Annotated in this window: 18 protein-coding genes; 14 read left to right on the top strand and 4 right to left on the bottom strand. The window is 41.9% G+C overall.

Going from position 1 to position 21,094, the window contains the following annotated elements:
- Window positions 1-53: 53 nt before the first annotated feature.
- Window positions 54-734 (bottom strand): lipoprotein-releasing ABC transporter ATP-binding protein LolD, encoded by a 681-nt coding sequence (gene lolD / locus VLA57_RS08060; RefSeq protein ID WP_011513135.1) that lies wholly within the window; start codon window positions 732-734, stop codon window positions 54-56.
- Window positions 735-778: 44 nt separating this feature from the next.
- Window positions 779-2,014: a lipoprotein-releasing ABC transporter permease subunit gene (locus VLA57_RS08055; protein WP_333954799.1), complete on the bottom strand. Its 1,236-nt coding sequence runs from the start codon at window positions 2,012-2,014 to the stop codon at window positions 779-781.
- A 449-nt stretch (window positions 2,015-2,463) separates the two neighbouring features.
- On the opposite strand from VLA57_RS08055, the gene VLA57_RS08050 reads away from it, so the two are divergent.
- The gene (locus tag VLA57_RS08050; RefSeq protein WP_333954798.1) at window positions 2,464-3,432 is read left to right on the top strand and encodes a hypothetical protein; all 969 of its coding nucleotides are present in this window, start codon (window positions 2,464-2,466) and stop codon (window positions 3,430-3,432) included.
- A gap of 89 nt (window positions 3,433-3,521) precedes the next feature.
- Here VLA57_RS08050 and VLA57_RS08045 read toward each other — a convergent pair whose 3' ends face one another.
- A complete protein-coding gene (locus tag VLA57_RS08045; protein ID WP_011513132.1) occupies window positions 3,522-3,911 on the bottom strand; it encodes a hypothetical protein in 390 nt (129 codons plus the stop codon).
- A gap of 872 nt (window positions 3,912-4,783) precedes the next feature.
- On the opposite strand from VLA57_RS08045, the gene ccoN reads away from it, so the two are divergent.
- From ccoN to VLA57_RS08015, 6 genes are all read left to right on the top strand, one after another.
- The gene (gene ccoN, locus VLA57_RS08040) at window positions 4,784-6,265 is read left to right on the top strand and encodes a cytochrome-c oxidase, cbb3-type subunit I (RefSeq protein WP_011513131.1); all 1,482 of its coding nucleotides are present in this window, start codon (window positions 4,784-4,786) and stop codon (window positions 6,263-6,265) included.
- A 9-nt stretch (window positions 6,266-6,274) separates the two neighbouring features.
- Window positions 6,275-6,913, top strand: a complete 639-nt coding sequence (ccoO, locus tag VLA57_RS08035; protein WP_011513130.1) for a cytochrome-c oxidase, cbb3-type subunit II — start codon at window positions 6,275-6,277, stop codon at window positions 6,911-6,913.
- Entirely contained in the window at window positions 6,913-7,092 is a 180-nt protein-coding gene (locus VLA57_RS08030) for a CcoQ/FixQ family Cbb3-type cytochrome c oxidase assembly chaperone (protein ID WP_011513129.1), read from the top strand. The genes ccoO and VLA57_RS08030 overlap by 1 nt, the downstream gene beginning before the upstream one ends.
- On the top strand, window positions 7,092-8,240 hold the full coding sequence (gene ccoP, locus VLA57_RS08025) for a cytochrome-c oxidase, cbb3-type subunit III (protein WP_011513128.1): 1,149 nt from the start codon (window positions 7,092-7,094) through the stop codon (window positions 8,238-8,240). Before VLA57_RS08030 ends, ccoP begins: the two co-directional genes overlap by 1 nt.
- Window positions 8,241-8,680: 440 nt before the next feature.
- Window positions 8,681-10,090, top strand: a complete 1,410-nt coding sequence (ccoG, locus tag VLA57_RS08020; protein WP_333954797.1) for a cytochrome c oxidase accessory protein CcoG — start codon at window positions 8,681-8,683, stop codon at window positions 10,088-10,090.
- Between the two features lie 146 nt (window positions 10,091-10,236).
- Window positions 10,237-10,818 carry a FixH family protein gene (locus tag VLA57_RS08015; protein ID WP_011513126.1) on the top strand — a complete coding sequence of 194 codons (582 nt, stop codon included), beginning with the start codon at window positions 10,237-10,239 and terminating at the stop codon, window positions 10,816-10,818.
- A gap of 92 nt (window positions 10,819-10,910) precedes the next feature.
- On the opposite strand, the gene ttcA is transcribed toward VLA57_RS08015, so the two are convergent.
- On the bottom strand, window positions 10,911-12,056 hold the full coding sequence (gene ttcA / locus VLA57_RS08010) for a tRNA 2-thiocytidine(32) synthetase TtcA (RefSeq protein ID WP_333954796.1): 1,146 nt from the start codon (window positions 12,054-12,056) through the stop codon (window positions 10,911-10,913).
- Window positions 12,057-12,410: 354 nt separating this feature from the next.
- On the opposite strand from ttcA, the gene queC reads away from it, so the two are divergent.
- The 7 genes from queC to VLA57_RS07975 all read left to right on the top strand — a co-directional run bounded on the left by queC (window position 12,411) and on the right by VLA57_RS07975 (window position 20,805).
- Window positions 12,411-13,187 (top strand): 7-cyano-7-deazaguanine synthase QueC, encoded by a 777-nt coding sequence (gene queC / locus VLA57_RS08005; RefSeq protein ID WP_333954795.1) that lies wholly within the window; start codon window positions 12,411-12,413, stop codon window positions 13,185-13,187.
- 274 nt (window positions 13,188-13,461) lie between these two features.
- A complete protein-coding gene (locus VLA57_RS08000) occupies window positions 13,462-13,791 on the top strand; it encodes a hypothetical protein (protein WP_133105298.1) in 330 nt (109 codons plus the stop codon).
- 161 nt (window positions 13,792-13,952) lie between these two features.
- Entirely contained in the window at window positions 13,953-14,450 is a 498-nt protein-coding gene (locus VLA57_RS07995; RefSeq protein WP_333954794.1) for a peroxiredoxin, read from the top strand.
- Window positions 14,451-14,504: 54 nt separating this feature from the next.
- Window positions 14,505-16,040, top strand: a complete 1,536-nt coding sequence (locus VLA57_RS07990; RefSeq protein ID WP_133105296.1) for a dihydrolipoyl dehydrogenase — start codon at window positions 14,505-14,507, stop codon at window positions 16,038-16,040.
- Window positions 16,041-16,252: 212 nt separating this feature from the next.
- The gene (locus tag VLA57_RS07985; RefSeq protein ID WP_227673075.1) at window positions 16,253-17,446 is read left to right on the top strand and encodes a mechanosensitive ion channel family protein; all 1,194 of its coding nucleotides are present in this window, start codon (window positions 16,253-16,255) and stop codon (window positions 17,444-17,446) included.
- A 185-nt stretch (window positions 17,447-17,631) separates the two neighbouring features.
- A complete protein-coding gene (gene rlmKL / locus VLA57_RS07980; RefSeq protein WP_133105294.1) occupies window positions 17,632-19,962 on the top strand; it encodes a bifunctional 23S rRNA (guanine(2069)-N(7))-methyltransferase RlmK/23S rRNA (guanine(2445)-N(2))-methyltransferase RlmL in 2,331 nt (776 codons plus the stop codon).
- Window positions 19,963-20,229: 267 nt separating this feature from the next.
- A complete protein-coding gene (locus tag VLA57_RS07975; protein WP_011513118.1) occupies window positions 20,230-20,805 on the top strand; it encodes a TerD family protein in 576 nt (191 codons plus the stop codon).
- Window positions 20,806-21,094 lie beyond the last annotated feature (289 nt).

Here is a 21,094-nt window from a genome sequence, read left to right as displayed (position 1 = left end):
TTATCCTTACTCAATCAATAGACTGCTATCTTGCAGTCCTTTCCTATTATATTTTAATAATTTTCCCAATGACCATTACGTAAAAGCAGCTGACGATCAGCAAGCGCCGCTAGATTTCGATCATGAGTGACCATTAATAGTGCCGTTTGCATCGTACTTTGCAGCTCTGATAATAATCCAAAAACACTTTGTGCGTTATCATAATCTAGGTTACCTGTTGGCTCATCTGCCAAGATAAGCGACGGTTTGGTGACTAAAGCACGCGCAATCGCCACGCGCTGACGCTCACCGCCTGACAACTCACCCGGTCTATGAGCCAAACGATGCTCAAGACCAACACTGTTTAAAATATCGATGGCTTGCTGACGCGCTTCAGCCGTCGATACTTCTGGGCGCATCAATAGTGGCATGGCAACGTTTTCAATGGCAGTAAATTCAGCCAATAGATGATGAAACTGATAAATAAATCCCAAATGCTTATTGCGCATCGCACCGCGTTCGGTCTCATTCATACTGTTTAACAACTGACCATGCAACCAAACCTCACCGCTGGTTGGCGTATCAAGTCCGCCGAGCAGATGGAGCAAAGTACTCTTTCCTGAGCCACTGGTACCAACGATAGCGATACGCTCACCAGCGGTGACAGTCAAATCTAAACCAGTCAAGACTTGGGTGCTCACGGCACCTTCATCGTATATCTTATTAATATTGGTCGCTTTTAAGATAGCAGACATAATGCTTCCTTTATTTTATTTATAACGGCATTAACGCCTATAAATTACTCGTAACGCAGCGTTTGTGCAGGCTGAATTTTAGCTGCTCGGCGTGCTGGATAAATGGTCGCCAAAAAGCTCAATATAAATGACGCACTGGTAATCAATACCACATCTGCCAAACGCAGCTGCGATGGTAGATAGTTCACAAAATAGGCATCAAATAAATTTAGACCAAAGCTATTATTGATAAAGCCCAAAATATCACTGACCGTTAATGCAAATATCACGCCCAATATCGTACCTGCAATGGTACCAATAAAACCAATCACCACACCTTGTACCATAAAGACTTGGGTAATCAGACGCGGTGAGGCGCCAAAAGTTTTTAAGATAGCGATGTCTGCTTTTTTATCTGTGACTAGCATCACTAAACTTGAAACAATATTAAAAGCTGCCACGAGGATAATTAAGAACAGTAGCAAGCCAACCATGGCTTTTTCCATTTGGATAGCACCAAATAGATTGCCATGCGTCTGGGTCCAATCACTAGGATACAATTGCTCTGGCGCAATCGCAGCCGCTTTTTGTGCTGCTATTGGCGCTGTAAAGATATCATGAAGCTTCATACGGATACCTTGGGCGCCCTCTGGTAAACGCAGTAATTTTGCCGCATCGCCCATGGGAATAAATGCCATGAGACTGTCTACTTCTGGACTGATAGAAAATATACCGGTCAAGGTAAAGCGCTTAAAGCGTGGTATCACGCCAGCAGGTGACGGCGATGCTTCTGGCAGTACGAGAGTGACTTTGTCACCCAATTGTAGCCCTAGTGATTGCACCATACCTTCACCAAGCACAATACCGAACTCGCCATTTTTTAGGGTATCAATATTGCCTTCTACCATATGCTCATTGATGATAGAAACGTTTTTCTCATACTCAGGATCAACACCTGTCACCATGATGCCAGCTACTTGACCATTCGAGGTCAACATACCTTGCAACTGGATAAAAGGCGCGGCCGCAACCACTTCCGGATCTTCTTTAATCTTATCAGCGACTTGCTTCCAATCACCGATAATCTCGGTTGATGTGACAGTCGCTTGCGGTACCATACCCAAAATACGCGTTTTTAGCTCACGATCGAAGCCGTTCATGACTGACAGTACGGTAATCAATACTGCCACGCCAAGCGTCAGACCAATCATTGAGATCAGTGATATAAAAGAGATAAAACCATTACTACGTTCTGCTCGGGTGTACCGTAAGCCGATAAATAACGCTAAAGGACGAAACATATTCAAACTCTTTATCTTATCTACGTGCGACTTTATGTAGGTTACAAAACAAATAGCGGCAATTGCATCATACTTTTGCAGCTGCCACAAAAACATATCAATCGAACACAAAAACAGGGTGTAAGACAAGCCAAATGTGGCTGTCAAAAGGGAGCTAGTTTGACACAATTTGGCTAACAGGTGCCAGTCATTACCGAAAACTGTCCAGATTTTATAATAAAAAATGCGGTTTTATGATTATTTTTTATAACAGACTTGCTATTCTCTGTGTCTATACCTATATATTGTATGCTAAGGACAATTGTCATTAACCCCTCATTGTTGTTTGTTGCCTCTTTACTGACGGCATTGCTGACCATCATAAACCCCTCTTTTAAAGTGGCACATGGTACTCAGCGATCACAGTTTCAGACCCAAACCTCATGGCTGACTTAAGTTTGAGTATTTTCATGACCATTAATTATCAATATAAAAACATCCAATCTCCTACCAAAATCACCTTAACTGCTGAGCAATCAGCTGGTCACGGTGACCATTGGCGTATTCTGACTGATGACATGAGTCATGATGTACCTGAATGGTTACAACAGATGATTGAAAAAGCAGCGATGCCTAAAGGCCTTAATACCGATGTCAGTGCCAAAGACAGCTGTTTATTGCTATCTGAGAACCAACCTTGTCATATCAATCAAGTACTGGCAATGAAGGATGGCAAGCCTGAATGCTTTATCAATGCCTACCCTTGTGTCGATAGCCCATATGGATTGAGCTGTAAAATCGAGCGTATGATTGTCAATGACAACTCACACGATGCCGTATTACGCTTACGTACCTCTGATGGCAGCATCATCTATGCTTTTGATCAGCTATATACCGCTAATCGTCATCTGTATCAACGTGACACCACCTATTTTGTGAATTTTAGCGCCTGGGCACATGAGATCAAAATCAGTGAACAAAATGAAGTCATCAAAGTAGAAGACCAAGAAGCGATACGCTATCACCGTGCTTTTAATGATATCGTTGCGGCAAACGATGGAAAGATGCCGGATGACCTACAAGAACAAATCAAAGCATGGCAACCAGAAACCAAAGAACAAATGGCGCCGGTCGAGATCAATCTGGGTCATATGTGTGCTTATTTGTTTGGCGATACGTTAGGTCAAGAAGATGAAGCGTGGTGTCAAGGTCAAGTACTTGGCAAGCAAGAAACCCTATTTAATGGTAAAACGATTATTCTGTTTGATGTCGTGGTACTGCGCGAACAAGATGCTGATCCGTTTGTGATGCGTATTGGGGCGCTAAAAACACCTGATACTGCCTCTATTAACGTTCATGATTACGTACAAGCAAACGTATGGCTACAAGCGGCTATTTATAAAGAAAATCAGCAAGTAGCACAATCGAAAGCCAGCTAGTCAGATTTAGATTATTTTAGACAAATAAAAAGCCCCTAATTGATTTTAGGGGCTTTTTTTATCTAAATACGATTAAATTAATAATGACTCTAAGCCATTGTAGTCATTGACTTAATATTGCTATAAAGCGCTTTTTGCTCAGCACTTGGACGAGCCGTCTGTACTGCCATCAACTGTGACATATCGCCTTCGACACGAATCTTGCCACCCATAAAGGCGCCCATGATTTCATTGGTATCGAAATCAGTGATGATGGATTGTAGGATACTACGATCAAGCAATAACGTGGTGGTTGCTCCATCGTTTAAGCCGCGATGTAATAGACCGTTTGCAAAGTTGGCTTCGATGTCTTGATCGCTATCAGATACTTTTAGATTGACGATCATATTCGCAAGTGCGGGCGGCAAATTAAGCTCACCTGCTTCTTGACCCATTTGCTCGACTTGCTCAAACCATTCATCTGTCAAAAAAACTGCCATATTATTATCCTTAATACCTATTGTTGTTAATCGGTGCTAGGTCAGCACCTTTCGTGCTCTAACCTAACAGTCAGTTAAATATCAAAAAACTTACTACTACAAGGTGACTATTTTATATAATAAGCACTTTATTATGTATGCTGCTCAGTGGCATTATAAGATGCGACTTTACAATAAGTAAAACTTATTTGTAGAACAAATAATAAAATTGTTACAAAACCTTGTTCATAGTTGGTCCATACAAACTTGTGAATACTATCTTTTTTCATCTATAGAATAGTCATGAAATTGGGTATAAAATAAGTGGATAGCGTAGCAGTGATAAGTTGCTTGCTAAGATTTTACTAAAGAGTTTGTATTTTGGCGCATAGTTCTGATGATATTTGATTAGGTTTGCGTTACAATACCCTTAAACAGAGTCGGGAGTTTTAACTAAACATTACGTAAATATGTTTTTTTGTCAGCTATCGCTAGCATACATTGACGGTCGATACCTTCTTATCACCGGTTGAACATCAGTATCTATCTTGGTTTGTACGGCTTTTGGCGGTGACAATTAAGATAAATACTCAGCCTCAATAGATGTTTGATGCTCGAGAACGGCACATTTTCTTATTAAACCTGACAATATATTAACAATCCTACTATCAATCAGCTTCGCGGGCAGTCCGCTTTAGTACTGCTCTCTACCCATCAGCAATCACTGATATCTAGACCATGCTTAGCTTGATAGTTAATACCGTCAGCCTGATAAGACGAGTGAAAACAGCCTTTACCAAAGCCATTGTTTGGTTATGATCTTTATCATGATCTAGATTACATGGCATGTTAGTTAATTCTGTTGATAATTCGGGCTGTAAAGGAATCATCCAATGAGTTTACAAAACACAGCACTCGCCCCCATTGACCGTGAATATGAAATTACTATCGTAAGATTCTTTACGGTTATGGCCGTGGTATGGGGCATCGTCGGCATGAGTATTGGTGTGTTCATTGCTTCTCAGTTAGCATGGCCAGCACTCAATTTTGACATTCCATGGCTGACTTTTAGTCGTTTAAGACCACTGCACACCAATGCGGTTATTTTTGCGTTCGGTGGATCAGCCTTGTTCGCAACGTCTTATTACATCGTTCAGCGTACTTGTAAGACAAGATTATTTGCGCCATATTTAGCTTGGTTTACCTTTTGGGGTTGGCAGACGGTTATCGTAGCGGCTGTTATCACCTTACCCTTAGGTCTAACCTCGACTAAAGAATATGCTGAGCTTGAGTGGCCGATTGATATCCTTATCGCATTGGTATGGATTTCATATGCCATTGTCTTCTTCGGTACGCTAATTAAGCGTAAAACGTCACATATCTATGTGGCTAACTGGTTCTTTGCTGCTTTTATTATTACGATTGCGCTACTGCATATTGTAAATAGCATGGCGATTCCTGTTAGTGCATTTAAGTCTTACTCGCTATTTGGCGGTGCAACCGATGCCATGGTGCAGTGGTGGTACGGGCATAATGCGGTAGGCTTCTATTTGACGGCTGCTTTCTTAGGCATGATGTATTATTTCGTGCCAGTACAGATTGGTCGCCCTATTTATTCTTACCGTTTGTCTATCGTTCACTTTTGGGCATTGATTGCTTCATATATGTGGGCTGGTGGTCACCATTTGCATTATTCAGCGCTTCCAGATTGGACGCAGTCTCTAGCAATGGTATTCTCTATTATTCTATTTGCTCCATCTTGGGGTGGTATGATTAACGGTGTACTAACGCTTTCAGGTAGTTGGGATAAGCTGCGTACCGATCCGATCATTCGCTTTATGATTGTCGCTTTGTCATTCTATGCCATGTCGACGTTTGAAGGTCCAATGATGTCTATTAAGACCGTCAATGCGCTATCGCATAATACGGATTGGACAGTCGGTCACGTACACTCAGGTGCGCTTGGCTGGGTTGGTATGATTACCATTGGTTCGCTATATGTACTGTTACCACGTATTTATAACAAGCCAAAAATGTATTCTATCAGCTTGATCACAACGCATTTCTGGCTAGCAACAGCAGGTACCATCTTCTATATCGTCTCTATGTGGATTTCAGGTATTGGTCAAGGCATGATGTGGCTTGCGACCAACCCTGATGGTACTTTGGTATACAGCTTTGTTGATACCGTTGAGTTCTCGCATTTCCCATATATTGGTCGTGCGTTTGGTGGTCTTCTGTATGTATCTGGTATGTTTGTGATGGCATATAATGTCTATAGAACAATCAAGATGCCAGAAGGTAAGCCAGTAGACATTGCTGATCCGACTGATCATGAACCTAGTGTCGATCAAATCTCGACAGCTAAAGTATAAGGAGCGATCATGGCTGGTACACCGCATGAAATTATTGAAAAAAATACAGGCTTGTTGGTCATCGGTATCGTTATCGCTATTAGCTTTGCAACGCTCGTTGAGATTGTACCGCTGATATACGATTATAGAGGTGCTGAAGAAGGTGGTGTGAACACTCCTCTCCCTTCTATGGAGCCTTGGACTGCGCTTGAATTTGAAGGTCGTGACATCTACATTCGTGAAGGTTGTCATGTCTGCCACACCCAAATGGTACGTCCATTACGTGCTGAAGTTGAGCGTTATGGACCATATTCACGTGCTGCCGAATCAACGTGGGATCACCCTTTTCTTTGGGGCTCAAAACGTACTGGTCCTGATTTAGCACGTGTGGGCGGACGTTATTCTGAAGATTGGCAAAGACAACATCTGATTGACCCACGTTCATTAGTGCCTGAATCAGTCATGCCTGGTTTCCCATGGCTTGCGACCAATGAAGTAAATGGTTCTAATGTTCAAGCCAAAATGCGTCTCTTCCGTGATCGCTTCGGTGTGCCTTATACTGAAGAAGATATCGAAGGCGCTCCAGATGCTGTGCTTGGTGCTACTGAGCTTGATGCTTTGGTTGCCTACCTTCAGCAGTTAGGTACCGCAATGGAAGGACAGCGCTAATGGGTATTGGTGAATTACAAACAATTGCGACCGTTTCTGCCTTTATTGCCTTCGTAGGTGTTGCATGGTGGGCGTATTCGCCAAAAAACAAAAAACGCTTCGAAGAAGATGCACAACTTGCGCTTGATGACGAGGATATCAAATCTCTGTCTGACGAGCAGCGCGATAAGGATAAATGATGACATTCTTTTGGAGTTCTTGGATAACTATACTAAGTATCATGTGCTGGGCGTTTATCCTCGGTATTTTACTAATGGTCTTAAAATTCAAACCAGAAGTAGAAGACGATGGTACCACAGGGCATGAATACGACGGTATTCGAGAATATGATAAAGCGCTGCCTAAATGGTGGCTAGTGATATTTTTTGGATCAATCATTTGGGGTGTTGCTTACTGGGTGTTCTTTCCAGGTATTTTCCCCTCAAAATGGGAAGGTATCACAACCGTAGAAGTCGATGGCAAAACTTTGCCATGGACTTCTAAAAACGAGCTTTACAGCGAGCTTGAGAGTAACAACAAAGTATTTACGGATAACTTTGAGAAAAACATTTTGGCAAAAGCAGATGCCAGTGGTGCTACTAAGACCCTAGCCAGCTTGTCTGAGATGCAAGCGACTATGCGTCGCAGTGAAAAGCCGCCTGCAGATCTGCAAGCTCAAATTGATGAGAAAATTGCCGAACTGTCACCTTATGTAGAAAAGCTATCTGAAAACCCGAATGCGTTAAAAGTCGGTAGTCGCTTATTCTTACAGAACTGTGCGGTCTGTCATGGCTCAAACGCCAAAGGTGCTACAGGTTATCCAAATCTAACCGATAATGATTGGTTATATGGCGGCGAAGCGTCAAACATCTTAACGACGTTACATAATGGTCGAGTCGGCGGCATGGCTGCATGGCGTGATCAACTTGGTGAAGATGGTATTCGTGCTGTTTCTGAATATGTGCTGTCACTATCTGGTAACCAACCTGGTTACGAGCTTGATAAAGCCCAAGTTGCTCAAGGTGAAGCTATCTTTAAAGAACCTACCAACTGTGTGCTTTGTCATGGTCCAGAGGGTAAAGGTATGATTTCAGCGGGTGCGCCAAACTTAACAGATAATATCTGGTTATATGGTGGCGATCGCGAGACTATTCGAGAAACATTACGTTATGGTCGTGCAGGTGTGATGCCTGAGTGGGAAACCAAGCTAGGTAATGAACGTATTATGTTGCTTGCTGCCTACGTATATTCATTATCAGATAGAACTGTTCAACCTGCTGCTAAGGCAACTTCTGTTGCTGCTGCAATGCCGAAACAAGTGGTAAGTACAGAGAAGACGGTTAACTAATACGGTTAATTTTAACTATAGTTACTTGGTTAGCAGCTATCTCATTGACGAGTAGATTTAGATAAAGGGAGGTCTGTCATTACAGTCCTCTCTTTTTTATTAAAAATATTTAAGCTTTGTCATCAATTATGGCTTTTAGCAGTACTACTATTTGTAGCGTAATAGCCCTCATATAGATATTGCTTTTTAACACTCTCACCCCATTTATAGTAGGGAGAATGTTAAAATAGTTAGACCATAAGACATTGGTGACAGAGCCATTTCAGCTTTTTTGCCAATTATTGACCATCCCTCATTTGGTAGACGAATTAAAGGTATTTTAATTTTTATCTTTCTACTTACTGACATTGATAACTCCGCACATCCAACTATCTTATTTTTATAATAGATGTTTGTTACCCATGCCAGCAGACTGATTCTTTTTTTAAAGAGGCACGTTTATGTCAGCACCACAATCTAATAAAATCCCTGTACAGCAAGTAGATCTTGATGCCACCAAGCATCGTGTCCATCCACGATTTGTGACTGGTTTCTATCAAAACATTCGTGTTATTACGATGTATGCACTTTTAGCCGCGTTTTTGCTGTTGCCGTGGTTGCGCTATAACGGAAGACAAGCTATTTGGTTGGATGTGCCATCGCAGCATTATTATATTTTTGGCATGACATTTTTGACGCAGGATTTTTATTTTATTGCCGCCTTTGCTATCATTGCAGCCTTCGCCTTATTTATGGTAACAGTCTATGCAGGGCGAGTTTGGTGTGGCTATGCTTGTCCTCAGACCATTTGGACGCATTTATTTCAATATGTAGAAAAATGGGTGATTGGCGATCGTAATAAACGCATTAAGTTTGATAAAGAACCAATGAGCGCAACTAAGGTGTTTAAACGCTTCTTGATATATTTCATCTGGTTTGTGTTTTCCATGATTACCGCCACGACCTTTGTAAGTTATGTATCGGGTACAGATGCTCTATACAATAGCTGGCAGATGATTGGTTTTATCCCCTTCCCTGATTGGGCGACGTGGATTTGGGTATCAGTATTTATTTTTGCATTTTCGACCTACGTCAATGCAGGTTATATGCGCGAGCAGATGTGTATCCAAATCTGCCCTTATGGTCGTTTTCAAAGTGTGATGTTTGATAAAGATACGTTAATCGTTTCTTATGATTATGAGCGCGGCGAGCCTCGCGGTGCTCGTAAAAAAGGCACTAACCCTGAGAATTTAGGCGACTGTATCGAGTGTCAGATGTGTGTACAGGTCTGCCCTACTGGGATTGATATTCGTGATGGATTACAAGTAGCTTGTATTCAATGCGCCGCCTGTGTGGATGCTTGTAATGAGATAATGGATAAAGTGGGCTATCCACGCGGACTTATCCGTTATACCACAGAGCGTCAATTGGCTGAAAAAGAGAAGAGCCGTGTCTTTCGCCCTCGTTTCTTCGCTTATTTAACACTTCTCACGATACTTTGTGGCGGTGTTTTATACGCTTTGAATGACCGTGTGCCATTAGAGATTGATATACGGCGTGACCGCAATCAGTTGTCTTCATTGAATCAGCAAGGCATGATTGAAAACAGTTATATCGTTAAGTTGACTAATAAAACCCAAGATGCCCATACTTATAAAATAACGCTCGCACCGCAAGAGGGTTTGAGCTTGGAGATTCGCTTTAACGATGTACCGTTAGATGCCGGTGAAAGCTTTGATATGCCAGTTAGTATCTATGGCGACCCTGATGTGATTGAATTTGGTCAAACACCCGTGACTTTGAATGTCAGTAGTGAAGACGGCAAATATCATGTTAGTAAGCAGAATGTTTTTACCACTCAAGGTCAGTAAATATTAACATTCATTGTTAAATGATACCTACCAGTGAGTTAGCGCTTGATAGCTCACTGGTTATTGAGTTACTTTACCTTGGCAGCTTTTGGCTGTCAGCTTTATCCGTTGATACGGTTACTAGATATCTGATTAATAGGTATGTTATGTCCAGTCCAGCCCCAAATTTTAAGCATCAAGACAGCCAGCCATGGTATAAAAACTATATGGTGGTTATCTTTGTCATTGGTATGCCAGCTTTTGTCGTCATTGCTTGCATCTGGTTTGTTTATTACTCTTATCAGATTCGTGATAGCGTGGTACGCGACGACTGGTATATGGATGGTAAAACCCTTTATCATGATGTGTCGCGTGACAAGTTGACCTATGATTTAGACTTGCATGGACAAATGCAATTTGCAGACAATGGCGATGTTGTGTTTTATCTGAATTATCCTGAGCAAAGTTTACAGTCGGGCAAACTGATTAATGGCAGTCCACTTAGCTATCCTGAAACACTGGATTTGTCTATATCTCATGCCACTGACATCAAAAAAGACCGTGATGCGGTGTTAAAGCATCTAGAAGGCAATAAATATAGCGCCCAAGTAGATATCGATCCTCTTAAAGCAAAATATTATTTACAAGTAAGTCATAAGGGTAAAGACGATTGGCGCATGCAAGATGTTGCCAAGTTACCACGATCAGAGGTTAGCTTTGATCCTCTACCAGTATTTGGCGAAAGCTAAACTGTTTAAAATATGATTAAAATAAAAAAACCAGCCATGAATCTATCATGAGCTGGTTTTTTTATTTGAAGAACGTAGACAGCATCAAGTCATTAAATCACTGGATTAATCGTTGGAATTTTTTTCGGCGCACGGCCGCCCTTTTCTGCATTAGCAAAGTCTGGATTGAATATCTGCGTTTCTGGTGATACTGGCAAACCAATCTCAGCCAGACTCTCTATTTGCCCCGCTTGGATATTGTCACCTTCAAACAAACGCTCGTTATCGTCACGATCCAGACTTAATGTCTCAAAATCAAACAGCTCTCTATCTGCCAATTGCGAGGGCGCAACATTTTGCATCGCTTTAAAAATAGACGCTAGGCGCTGGGGATGGGCATCGTCCCATTCTCGTAACATGTCATTGATAATGGCCCGTTGCAGATTGGTCTGGCTGCCACAGAGATTACACGGGATAATTGGGAATTCTTTTAGGTTCGCATATTCAATGATGTCTTTTTCTTCCACATAAGCCAGTGGACGGATGAGCATGTTTTGCTTGTCGTCACTGAGTAATTTGGGCGGCATCGATTTCAACGCGCCGCCATGGAATAAGTTCAAAAAGAAAGTCGCCAACATATCGTCGCGATGGTGCCCAAGCGCAATCTTTGTCGCACCGATTTGTTTGGCGAAACCATACAGTGAGCCACGACGCAGACGTGAACATGCCGAGCAATAAGTTTTCCCTTCTGGCACCACACTTTTGACAATACTATAAGTGTCTTTTTCCAGAATATAATGCGCGATGCCCTGCTCGTTTAGATAGGCGGGCAACACCTCTTCTGGATAGCCGGGCTGCTTTTGGTCAAGATTGACGGCAACGATATCAAAATGAATCGGGGCGATACGTTTTAATAGCAGCAAGATATCGAGCAACGTATAACTGTCTTTACCGCCTGATACACAGACCATTACCACATCGCCATCTTCAATCATATTAAAGTCGCGAATCGCCCATGATACTTGACGACGGAGCTTCTTTTGCAATTTCCGAAAGTGAGCCGATTCGGTCAGTGATTGCGTATCAGCCAATATGTTATCTGCTTGCTCATCCATAAAATCATCATTTCTGTCATCGACATCATCATATAACATCTGTTCGATATCAGTTTTTTTATCATGATGATTCACATCAGTATTGATAGAAGCCTTGTCAAACTGAGGCGTGATTGATGGTGTAAATAAGGTTGCTGCAGTCATAAGTTACTCAATATCTTGACAAGAATGGCGTTACTTCAAAAGAGATAATAAATCGATTTATTCAAAAGGCTGCGATAAAAGCTATCTGCGTATGGCTAACAATGATGCTTCATAAGGCAACGCTTCAAACATGATTTAAAACAGCAGCGATTATAACAAAATTTGCTAACAGATTGAAAAGATGACATTAAATTATCGTCTTAAATGCGACTGCTTATCTAAAGCTACTAATTATCGATTTCCTAAACTTTATCCTATTACTTGCATGATGTTTTAATGCTGCTTTCAAGGTTCTGTAATGGTAGAATTTTTGCTAAAATAGGCGTTTTTCGCTAACCAATAATAGATGCCATTATGACAAATACTGCTCTGCCAACCTCTTCTGCTGATCAAGAAAACGATACCCAATTAAATGAGCTGCATAAAAGCCAAAATGCGGTCGTACTGCTATCAGGTGGGCTTGATTCCGTGACTTGTTTGTATTGGGCAAAGGCGCGCTATGCTTCTGTGACGGCGGTCAGTTTTAATTACGGTCAACGTCATAATAGTGAGCTTGTTGCCGCTAAAGCCATCGCTGAAACCGCAGGTGTCAATCATCGCATTATTGATATCGATATCGCGCAGCTTGGTGGCTCATCACTCACCGACCACAGCATGATTGTCCCTGATGGCGATACCGATAAATTCCCCAGTAAAAAACGTGATGAGATCGATAACGACGCTATTCCAAACACTTATGTGCCTGCGCGTAATACCATATTTTTATCTTATGCCTTGGCAGTCGCTGAAGTGACCGATGCCAACCATATCGTCATTGGCGTAAGCTCCGTCGATTATTCAGGCTACCCTGATTGCCGTCCGGAATATATCGCTGCTTTTGAACACATGGCCAATCTTGCCACCAAAGCTGGCGTCACCGGTCACCATTTATCGATTCAAACCCCGCTACAACAATTATCGAAAGCCAAAACCATCGAGCTGGGTCTGTCGCTAGGGGTTGATTACGGACAAACAATTTCTTGTTATCAAGCAGATGCCAATGGTCTTGCCTGCGGCGTTTGTGACAGTTGCGCGCTGCGCCGTCAAGGGTTCGCTCAGGCAGGCGTTGCTGACCCTACCCATTATCAGTAATGATTTTAGAAGTTTCGCCTCAGAACATGAATAAACGGTCTTAAAATAAAGGCAATTAAACATTGGCGAAACATTCGCTTGCATTAACACAGCACGCTGCCGTTGTATTTTAAATACAATCATTGCTATGGTATGAGCCACTTTATCTACCACAAGATATAAATGCTCATCAAAGTAGCAACGTTTTATTAGAAGTAATATTTTATCATTTGTACAAAATCTAATTCATTTATAAAAAATTCAAGTTATCGCTGTCACATGTAAAAGGATATTTATGAAATTTTTGCCAGTACTACCCCTAGCTTTTGCTGCACTATTTGCCATGCCACAAGCGAACGCTGTTGATATTAAGCAGAATAATATCAATACTTGCGTCAACGGCGCGGTCAAATATAAAGTCGCTGACAAGAGCACCGCAACCAAGCTTTGTGATTGTACGATCGGTGTCCGTAGCAATATGACCATTGGTCAGATGTGGGAGATTGAGAGCTATGCGCAAAGTAAAAAAGACCCATCAAGCCTCTCGTATGTGAAAAAAATGCAAAAAGATTTGCAACAGTGTACCGTTGGTTTGGACTTAAAACAGCCACAAAAACCTGCTTAATCCTCAAATCTTTAGATATATAAAAGGCTGGCCATTGCCAGTCTTTTTTGTTGCTCATCCATAAGTGATGTGTAAAATCGAGGATTTATTTCTATGAATCTGCCTATAATGGGATGACCAATAATAATATAACCGCAATCAAAATAAATAAGGATTTTATGATGGCAAAGCCAACCACAGAAACCATTACTCTACCTAATTTTCCAGTCACTATCGTGCGTGAGCTTGATGGTCATTTTATTCATGATGATATTAGCCTAAAAGAGCTGGTCGCCAACACCAGCAAAGGACTTATCCTTTATTTTTATCCAAAAGACAATACACCTGGCTGTACCACACAAGCGACAGAGTTTACCGCCCATCTTAACGAATTTGATGATTTAGGTTACGACATTATTGGTGTCTCACGTGATAGCGTTGAATCACACGAAAATTTTATTAGCAAATATAATCTACATATTCCACTTATCAGTGATGCCGATGAAAAACTCTGCCACTATTTTGATGTGATTAAAGAAAAGAACATGTATGGCAATATTACTCTAGGTCTTGTACGTTCGGCGTTTGTCTTTGATAAAAATGGTACGCTCACTCATGCACAGCGTAACCTTAAAGCAAAGGATTATACTGAGCGTTTATTAACTACACTTGCACCTTAGTCTTCTAATCGATCTTACGATAAACCTTAAAATTATTTTTTATTTGAGAATACTATGAATAAACAGCCTGATACCGCCTCTGATTCTTCTGTTCCCTTTGATCATAGCAATCATCAAAACGTGACTCGCAAGGTATCTGTTGCGGTCATTGGTGCTGGGACTGCCGGACAAAACGCTTTTCGCCAAGCAAAAAAGTTCTTAGAAGATGTCATTATTATCAATGATGGCTTTTGGACAACGACTTGTATTGCGGTAGGTTGCATGCCAAGCAAGCTACTCATTGCAGCCGCTGACCGCGCTCATAATACCAATCATTCTGCTGAGTTTGGCGTACATGCCACTGCTCGCATAGATGGCAAACAGGTGATGGAACGGGTGCGCGCTGAGCGTGATCATTTTGCCAGCTACATCGAAAAACAAGTCGATAGCTGGCCTGAGGATAGTAAGATAGCGGGACGGGCTTATATTAATAAGCAAGGCTTGATTGAGGTCAATGATGAATTGATCAAAGCAGATAAAATCATTGTCGCCACTGGCAGCTCGACCTTTATTCCAGATGGCTGGGAAAATAAGCTTGGTGATACTATGCTGACCTCAGATGCTGTCTTTGAATTAGCCGACTTGCCAAAATCTATGGCTGTGATTGGCGCAGGTGCGATAGGTTTAGAGCTTGCCCAAGCTTTCACACGATTGGGTGTCAAGGTAACGGTATTTAATCGCGCCAAACGCGTTGCTGGTCTAAAAGACGAAGACATCAATAACAAAGCTATTGATTGCTTAAGTCGTGAGCTGACCATGCACTTGGGCAGCAAAATTACTGATGTCGGTCAAAGATCAGATGAAAATAGCGATAAAAGCATAAATAAAAATAGCACTGTTGCCTTTATTGATTATGAAGACAGTGCTGGCGAAGTGCAACAATGGCAAGGTGACTATGTACTGGTCGCGACTGGTCGACGTAATAATATAGAGGCATTGGGTGTTGAAAACCTAGGCGTTGAGCTTGATGAAAAAAATCGCCCACAACAGCTGGATAAAAAAACTGGTAAAATCGGTGATTTAGACGTTTATATCGTTGGCGATGCCAATGCTAATATTCCCTTGTTGCATGTAGCAAGCGATGAAGGTTTTAGCGCCGGGAGTATGGTCTGTGACAATAAAAAGGATGCTTATATTCGTCCACCTGCGACGCCGTTTTCTATCGTCTTTAGTTCACCGCAAATCGTTAATGTTGGTATGTCTTTGCCAGAAATCCAAGAAGATTCAACACTTGAGCATGTGATTGGGAAAGTCAGCTTCGACAATCAAGGTCGTAGCCGCGTCATGGGTGTTAACTGTGGTCTATTGCATATTTATGGCTGCAAAAAAACAGACAGAATCTTGGGTGCAAGTATGGTCGGTCCGGATGCAGAATACATCGGGCATATCTTAGCAATGGCGATTACTAATGACTTGAGTATTAAAGACATGCTTGATACGCCTTTTTACCATCCTACTATCTTAGAAGGCTTGCGTACCGCCTTGCGTGATGTTCAGGATCTGATGGAAATACCGTATCAGTCGCTTGATATCCATCAAAACAATTCTTAATCAGCTGTTAAATGCTTTGTTTTAAAGGTAATGAAGTAGACTTACTGGCGATGACTTCAGAAGATCTAAACTTGATTTGCCGTCAGGACGTAAGCTACTTTATATGGTTAAAGCAGTATTTGGTAAAAGCGGTTTTATTTATAATGATACGGTTAAAATCCTATTAGTACAGAGTAATATTTTTTAGAACCACATCTTTCATGGATAAGATAATGGCAATCGCTAGTATTACTGAATTTTTTCAAGAGATTGCTCGTGATCTACATACCAGCCTTTTTCTTGCCATTGGTGGTTCTATCGAGGAAGGCACCTTAGATTGGTCGTCTAAATCAGTAGAACTGGTGAGCACTGGCATCAAAATTCTAATACTGCTTGCGATATCGGGGTTTATGTATTGGCTAGCTATTTATGTACTAAAAAAAAGCAAAGCACGCATTCGTCTGAATGAGCGCCGCGCTAAAATTGCCCGCTCAATCTTGCGTTATGTATGGGCTGTGACCAGTGTCATTGCTATTATGAGTCAGCTGAATTTTGAGCCAGATACCATTAAAGCCACTGCCAAAGCCAGTACATGGGCAGGGATATATTACGTGCTATGGACATCATCTGGACAAATTGTCCATAAAATCCTACAGCACTATGGTTTAAACGCTTCTATTGAGCAGCTGCTTAAAAATATCTTATCTGTGCTATTACTGGTATTAGGGCTTGCCAGCGTCATGGCACAGTTTGGCTTTGATATCGTCTCTTTAGTAGCAGGTCTGGGTATTGCTGGTTTGGCGGTCGGCTTTGCCGCGCAGTCAACGCTTGCCAATTTTATCGCAGGTATTACCATTTTGCTTGAGCAGTCCTTTCAAGTTGGTGACTGGGTCAATATCAATGACAATGAAGGGCGCGTGGTGGTGATTGCCTTACGTACGACCCACGTCTTAACTCGTGATAATATTACGGTCATCATACCCAATTCGAATGTGGCCTCCTCCGTCGTTACCAACCTGACCTCCAAAAACTTTATACGCTTTGATATTCAGATGCGTATTGCTTTTGAAGATGATATTGATAAAGCACGTGATGAGATTTTGCAGGTACTGTCTGATAGTGAGGCGGTCCTCAACCGACCTGAGTCTTCTGCGACTGTGGCAGAGATTGGCGAGTATGGCGTATATTTTATTGTACGCTTTTGGGTCAAACCAGCGGCAGTTGCGCGTATGCCCAAAATCAAAGAAGATTTACGAGAGAATATCAAACGCGCTTTTGATGCCGCTGATATCTCGACCCCTTATCCTCATATGCGCCTACTTATGCCAAGAGAAGACGTCTATCCGATTGTGACCAAACCCAAGCCATTGGCAACGACCGCGCAAACTGTTTCAGAGTCATTAGCGCTGAACAAAGACCAGCATTAATATCCTTGCAACTTATTTAGCATTTATATGCCATAAAAAGTTCTTTCAGATAGACATCTTTTAATCATCGCTTTCTTAAACATCAGCGCTTTAAACCATCCGCTATAGAATTATGGTAAAATTAGCGGTTAAACATCTTATTTTATGATGTGCACTATTTATCAATTTAGCCCACAGGTATCCGTATGACCGAAACAACCGCGCTCGCCTCATCCACAGCGTCTTCGCAACCATCTTCACAAGCATCTTCACAGGTATTGTCGCTTGACCTTATCATCACCTGCGCCGATGGGTTAGAAGCACCGCTACAGACTGAGCTGACCAGTTTTGGTATTGCAAGTGAGATAAAGAGTACCGGTCGCCTTGCTGTTACGGGTACCTTGCGTGATTTATATAAGATCTGTCTTTGGTCGCGCGTGGCATCGCGCGTATTAATGCTGATTAAACGCAAAAATATCAATGCCGAATATGATGTAGCTGAGCAGCTGTATGGTTTGGCGAAATCGGTCAATTGGACAGAGCAATTTAGCCTAGAGCAAACCTTTGCGATTCGTCTGTCTGTTGATAAACGTGTGGCTGTCAGCCAACAGTTTGCCATGCTACGTATTAAAGATGCGATTGCGGATACCTTTAACGAAGTGTATGAGAGCCGCCCTAACGTCGATAGTAAAAACCCAGACTTTTCTGTTTTTGCGACCGTCAATGATAAGCAAGCTGAGTTATATCTAGATTTATCAGGGACAAGTTTACACCGCCGTGGTTATCGTGTGGCCATGACAGAAGCACCACTAAAAGAGAATTTAGCAGCGGCGCTACTTTATAGCGCAGGCTGGCATAAGAAAAATGAGGCAGGTGATGCGCCTTTTTATAATGCCTTAATCGACCCGATGTGTGGCTCTGGCACCTTTATTATTGAAGCGCTACTCATGCACTGCGATTATGCTGTCGGTATCGATAAAGCCGCCAATCAGTTTGGTTTTTATGAGTGGCAGCATCATGACGCGGCACTATGGCAAGAAATGATTGATGATGCACAGACACGTTTCCGTGCAGCCTTAGAGATTGCTAATGAGCAGCCAGATACATTACCGCTTATCTTTGGATTTGATGCCGATAATGGCGCTATCATTGCCACAGAAAAGAATCTGATTGCTGCTGGTTTACAAGACCTGTTACCGCTACTCGACATCGAAACGCGCGCCCTTGATCAGCTAAGCACGCTATTAAAACCTTTGGTCGCTGACGGTCGTTTGAGCAATCCTTTAATTATCACCAACCCACCTTATGGTGAGCGTCTGGGTGATGAAGAAATGATTAAGCCGTTATATCAATCGATTGGGCTTATCTTACAAGACAGCTTTGCCGGTAGTGGTATTGACCCGATGCTTGGTATATTGGCATCTCACGTTGAGCAAGTCGATATTTTGCCGATTAGAGAACCAAAAACGTTACGGTGTCATAATGGCGCCATTACCGTGTACTTCCGCTACGGCACCTTGATTGCTGGTCAGACAGGGAATCTCGTTAGCCGTTTTGAGAAACGTGAAATTGAGGTTGAAGACGGTCAAGATTTTATCAATCGTTTGCAAAAAAACCTGACCCGACTAAAGAAATTGGCTAAAAAAGACAACGTGAGTAATATCCGTGTTTATAACGCTGACTTACCTGATTTCAAAGTGGCAATCGACTTATATGGTGATTATGCCCATGTACAAGAGTACGCGCCGCCAAAGACCATTCCACCAGAAACCGCCAAAAAACGCTTTAATTTGGCGCTAATGGGTATTCGTGAAGTATTCGGTATTAACCGCGAACAAATCTTTATTAAAACCCGTGCTCGTCAATCTGGTAATGATCAATATAGCAAACAAGGCAATACCGAAAAGCGTGGCAAGTTTTATATTGCCCGCGAAGATGGTGCTTATCTTTATGTCAATTTCACCGATTACCTCGATACGGGTCTATTTATTGACCATCGCAATATGCGTGCGCGTATCAAAGACAACAGTCGTAATAAATCGGTATTGAACTTATTCGCTTATACTTGTACGGCGAGTGTGCATGCAGCATTGGCAGGTGCTAAGAAAGTCACCAGCGTTGACTTATCACAGAACTATCTGGACTGGGGCAAACAAAACTTTGCCTTAAATGGCTTAAATGTCAGTGGTAATAAATATCAATTCGTTGCTGCCGATATTTTTGAGTGGATCAAAGACAATACGGAACAATTCGATATTATCTTTATTGATCCGCCAACCTTTTCAAACTCTAAAAAGTTTCAAGGTACCTTTGATGTCCAGCGTGACCATGCTGCACTAATCAACCGCGCGATGAACCGCTTAACGGCAGATGGCATCTTATACTTCTCTAATAACTTTACCCGTTTTGAGTTGGATGAACAGCTGACTGAGCGTTATGACATCATCGACATTACCCAAAAAACCATTGGTTTTGATTTTGATATCAAAAAACCGATTCATCAAAGCTTTGAGATTCGTCATCGTCAGAGTCTATAACAAACACTAAATCTTAGCTTTGACGCCTAACTTGCTATAAAACATAACAATGACCCAATCAGCTTTGATTGGGTCATTTTTTGTTGGTATGATAGAGAGCTACTAGCGATCGTTTTATCGTTATTGAATCCCATTATCGCTGGTATAGCGTATCTAATTCAAAAGCGACACAGCACTATTTTGAACTGACGGTCTCAAAATAGTTATTACTTTTACCGTTGTAAACGTGCAGTCCACCCTACTCCAATAAATAACAAGGACCATTCCATGGCATTATCTCTAAACAAAGGCGGTAATTTATCGCTAACCAAAACGGATCCAAACTTAACTAAGCTGCTTATTGGTCTTGGTTGGGATGAGCGTGCAACCTCTGGTGCCGAATTCGATCTTGATGCAAGCGTATTCTTATTAAATGCAGCTGGCAAAGTACGCGGCGACCATGACTTTATCTTTTACAACCAACTCAAGTCTGACAATGGTGCAGTAGAGCATACCGGTGATAACCGTACAGGCGAAGGCGACGGTGATGACGAAGTGGTCAAAGTCAACCTAACGCAAGTACCTGCTGATGTCGATAAAATCGTTGTGACAGTCACTATTCATGATGCAGCGGCTCGTAGCCAAAACTTCGGTCAAGTTGCTAATGCCTTTATTCGCGTTGTGAATGAAGAAACGGGTGCTGAAGTGGTCCGTTTTGATTTAGCAGAAGACTACTCTGTTGAGACAGCAATGGTATTTGGAGAAGTCTATCGCCACAATGCAGAATGGAAATTCCGCGCCGTTGGTCAAGGTTACTCTGGTGGCTTACAAGCGATGTGCCAGCAATATGGTGTCGTTATTTAAACTGTTATTTAAACTACTATCTAAATCGATATTTAGCCCGTGCTAAAACCATCCATTAGATGATAAGCACTCTCAAAACATACAGTAATTATGCTTTGCTATTGGCTGTGATAATGGCTGTAAAATATGGTTGCAAAATAGTCACAATCTTTGATAGCCAAATGACTGATAATACTTTATATTTTATTAAAAATCACACATGGAAAAGTGGCTAGCGATAGCCACTTTTTTTATGCTGCGTCTATAATAGACAACCTTAGCTTTACGCAACCAGACAGGATGTGTCATG

It is taken from the genome of Psychrobacter sp. S4(2024), from assembly GCF_036861305.1.
Taxonomy (GTDB): Bacteria; Pseudomonadota; Gammaproteobacteria; order Pseudomonadales; family Moraxellaceae; genus Psychrobacter; species Psychrobacter cryohalolentis.
The sequence above is the reverse complement of the archived record's forward strand: the minus strand, read 5'-3'. Positions and strand labels throughout refer to the sequence as shown.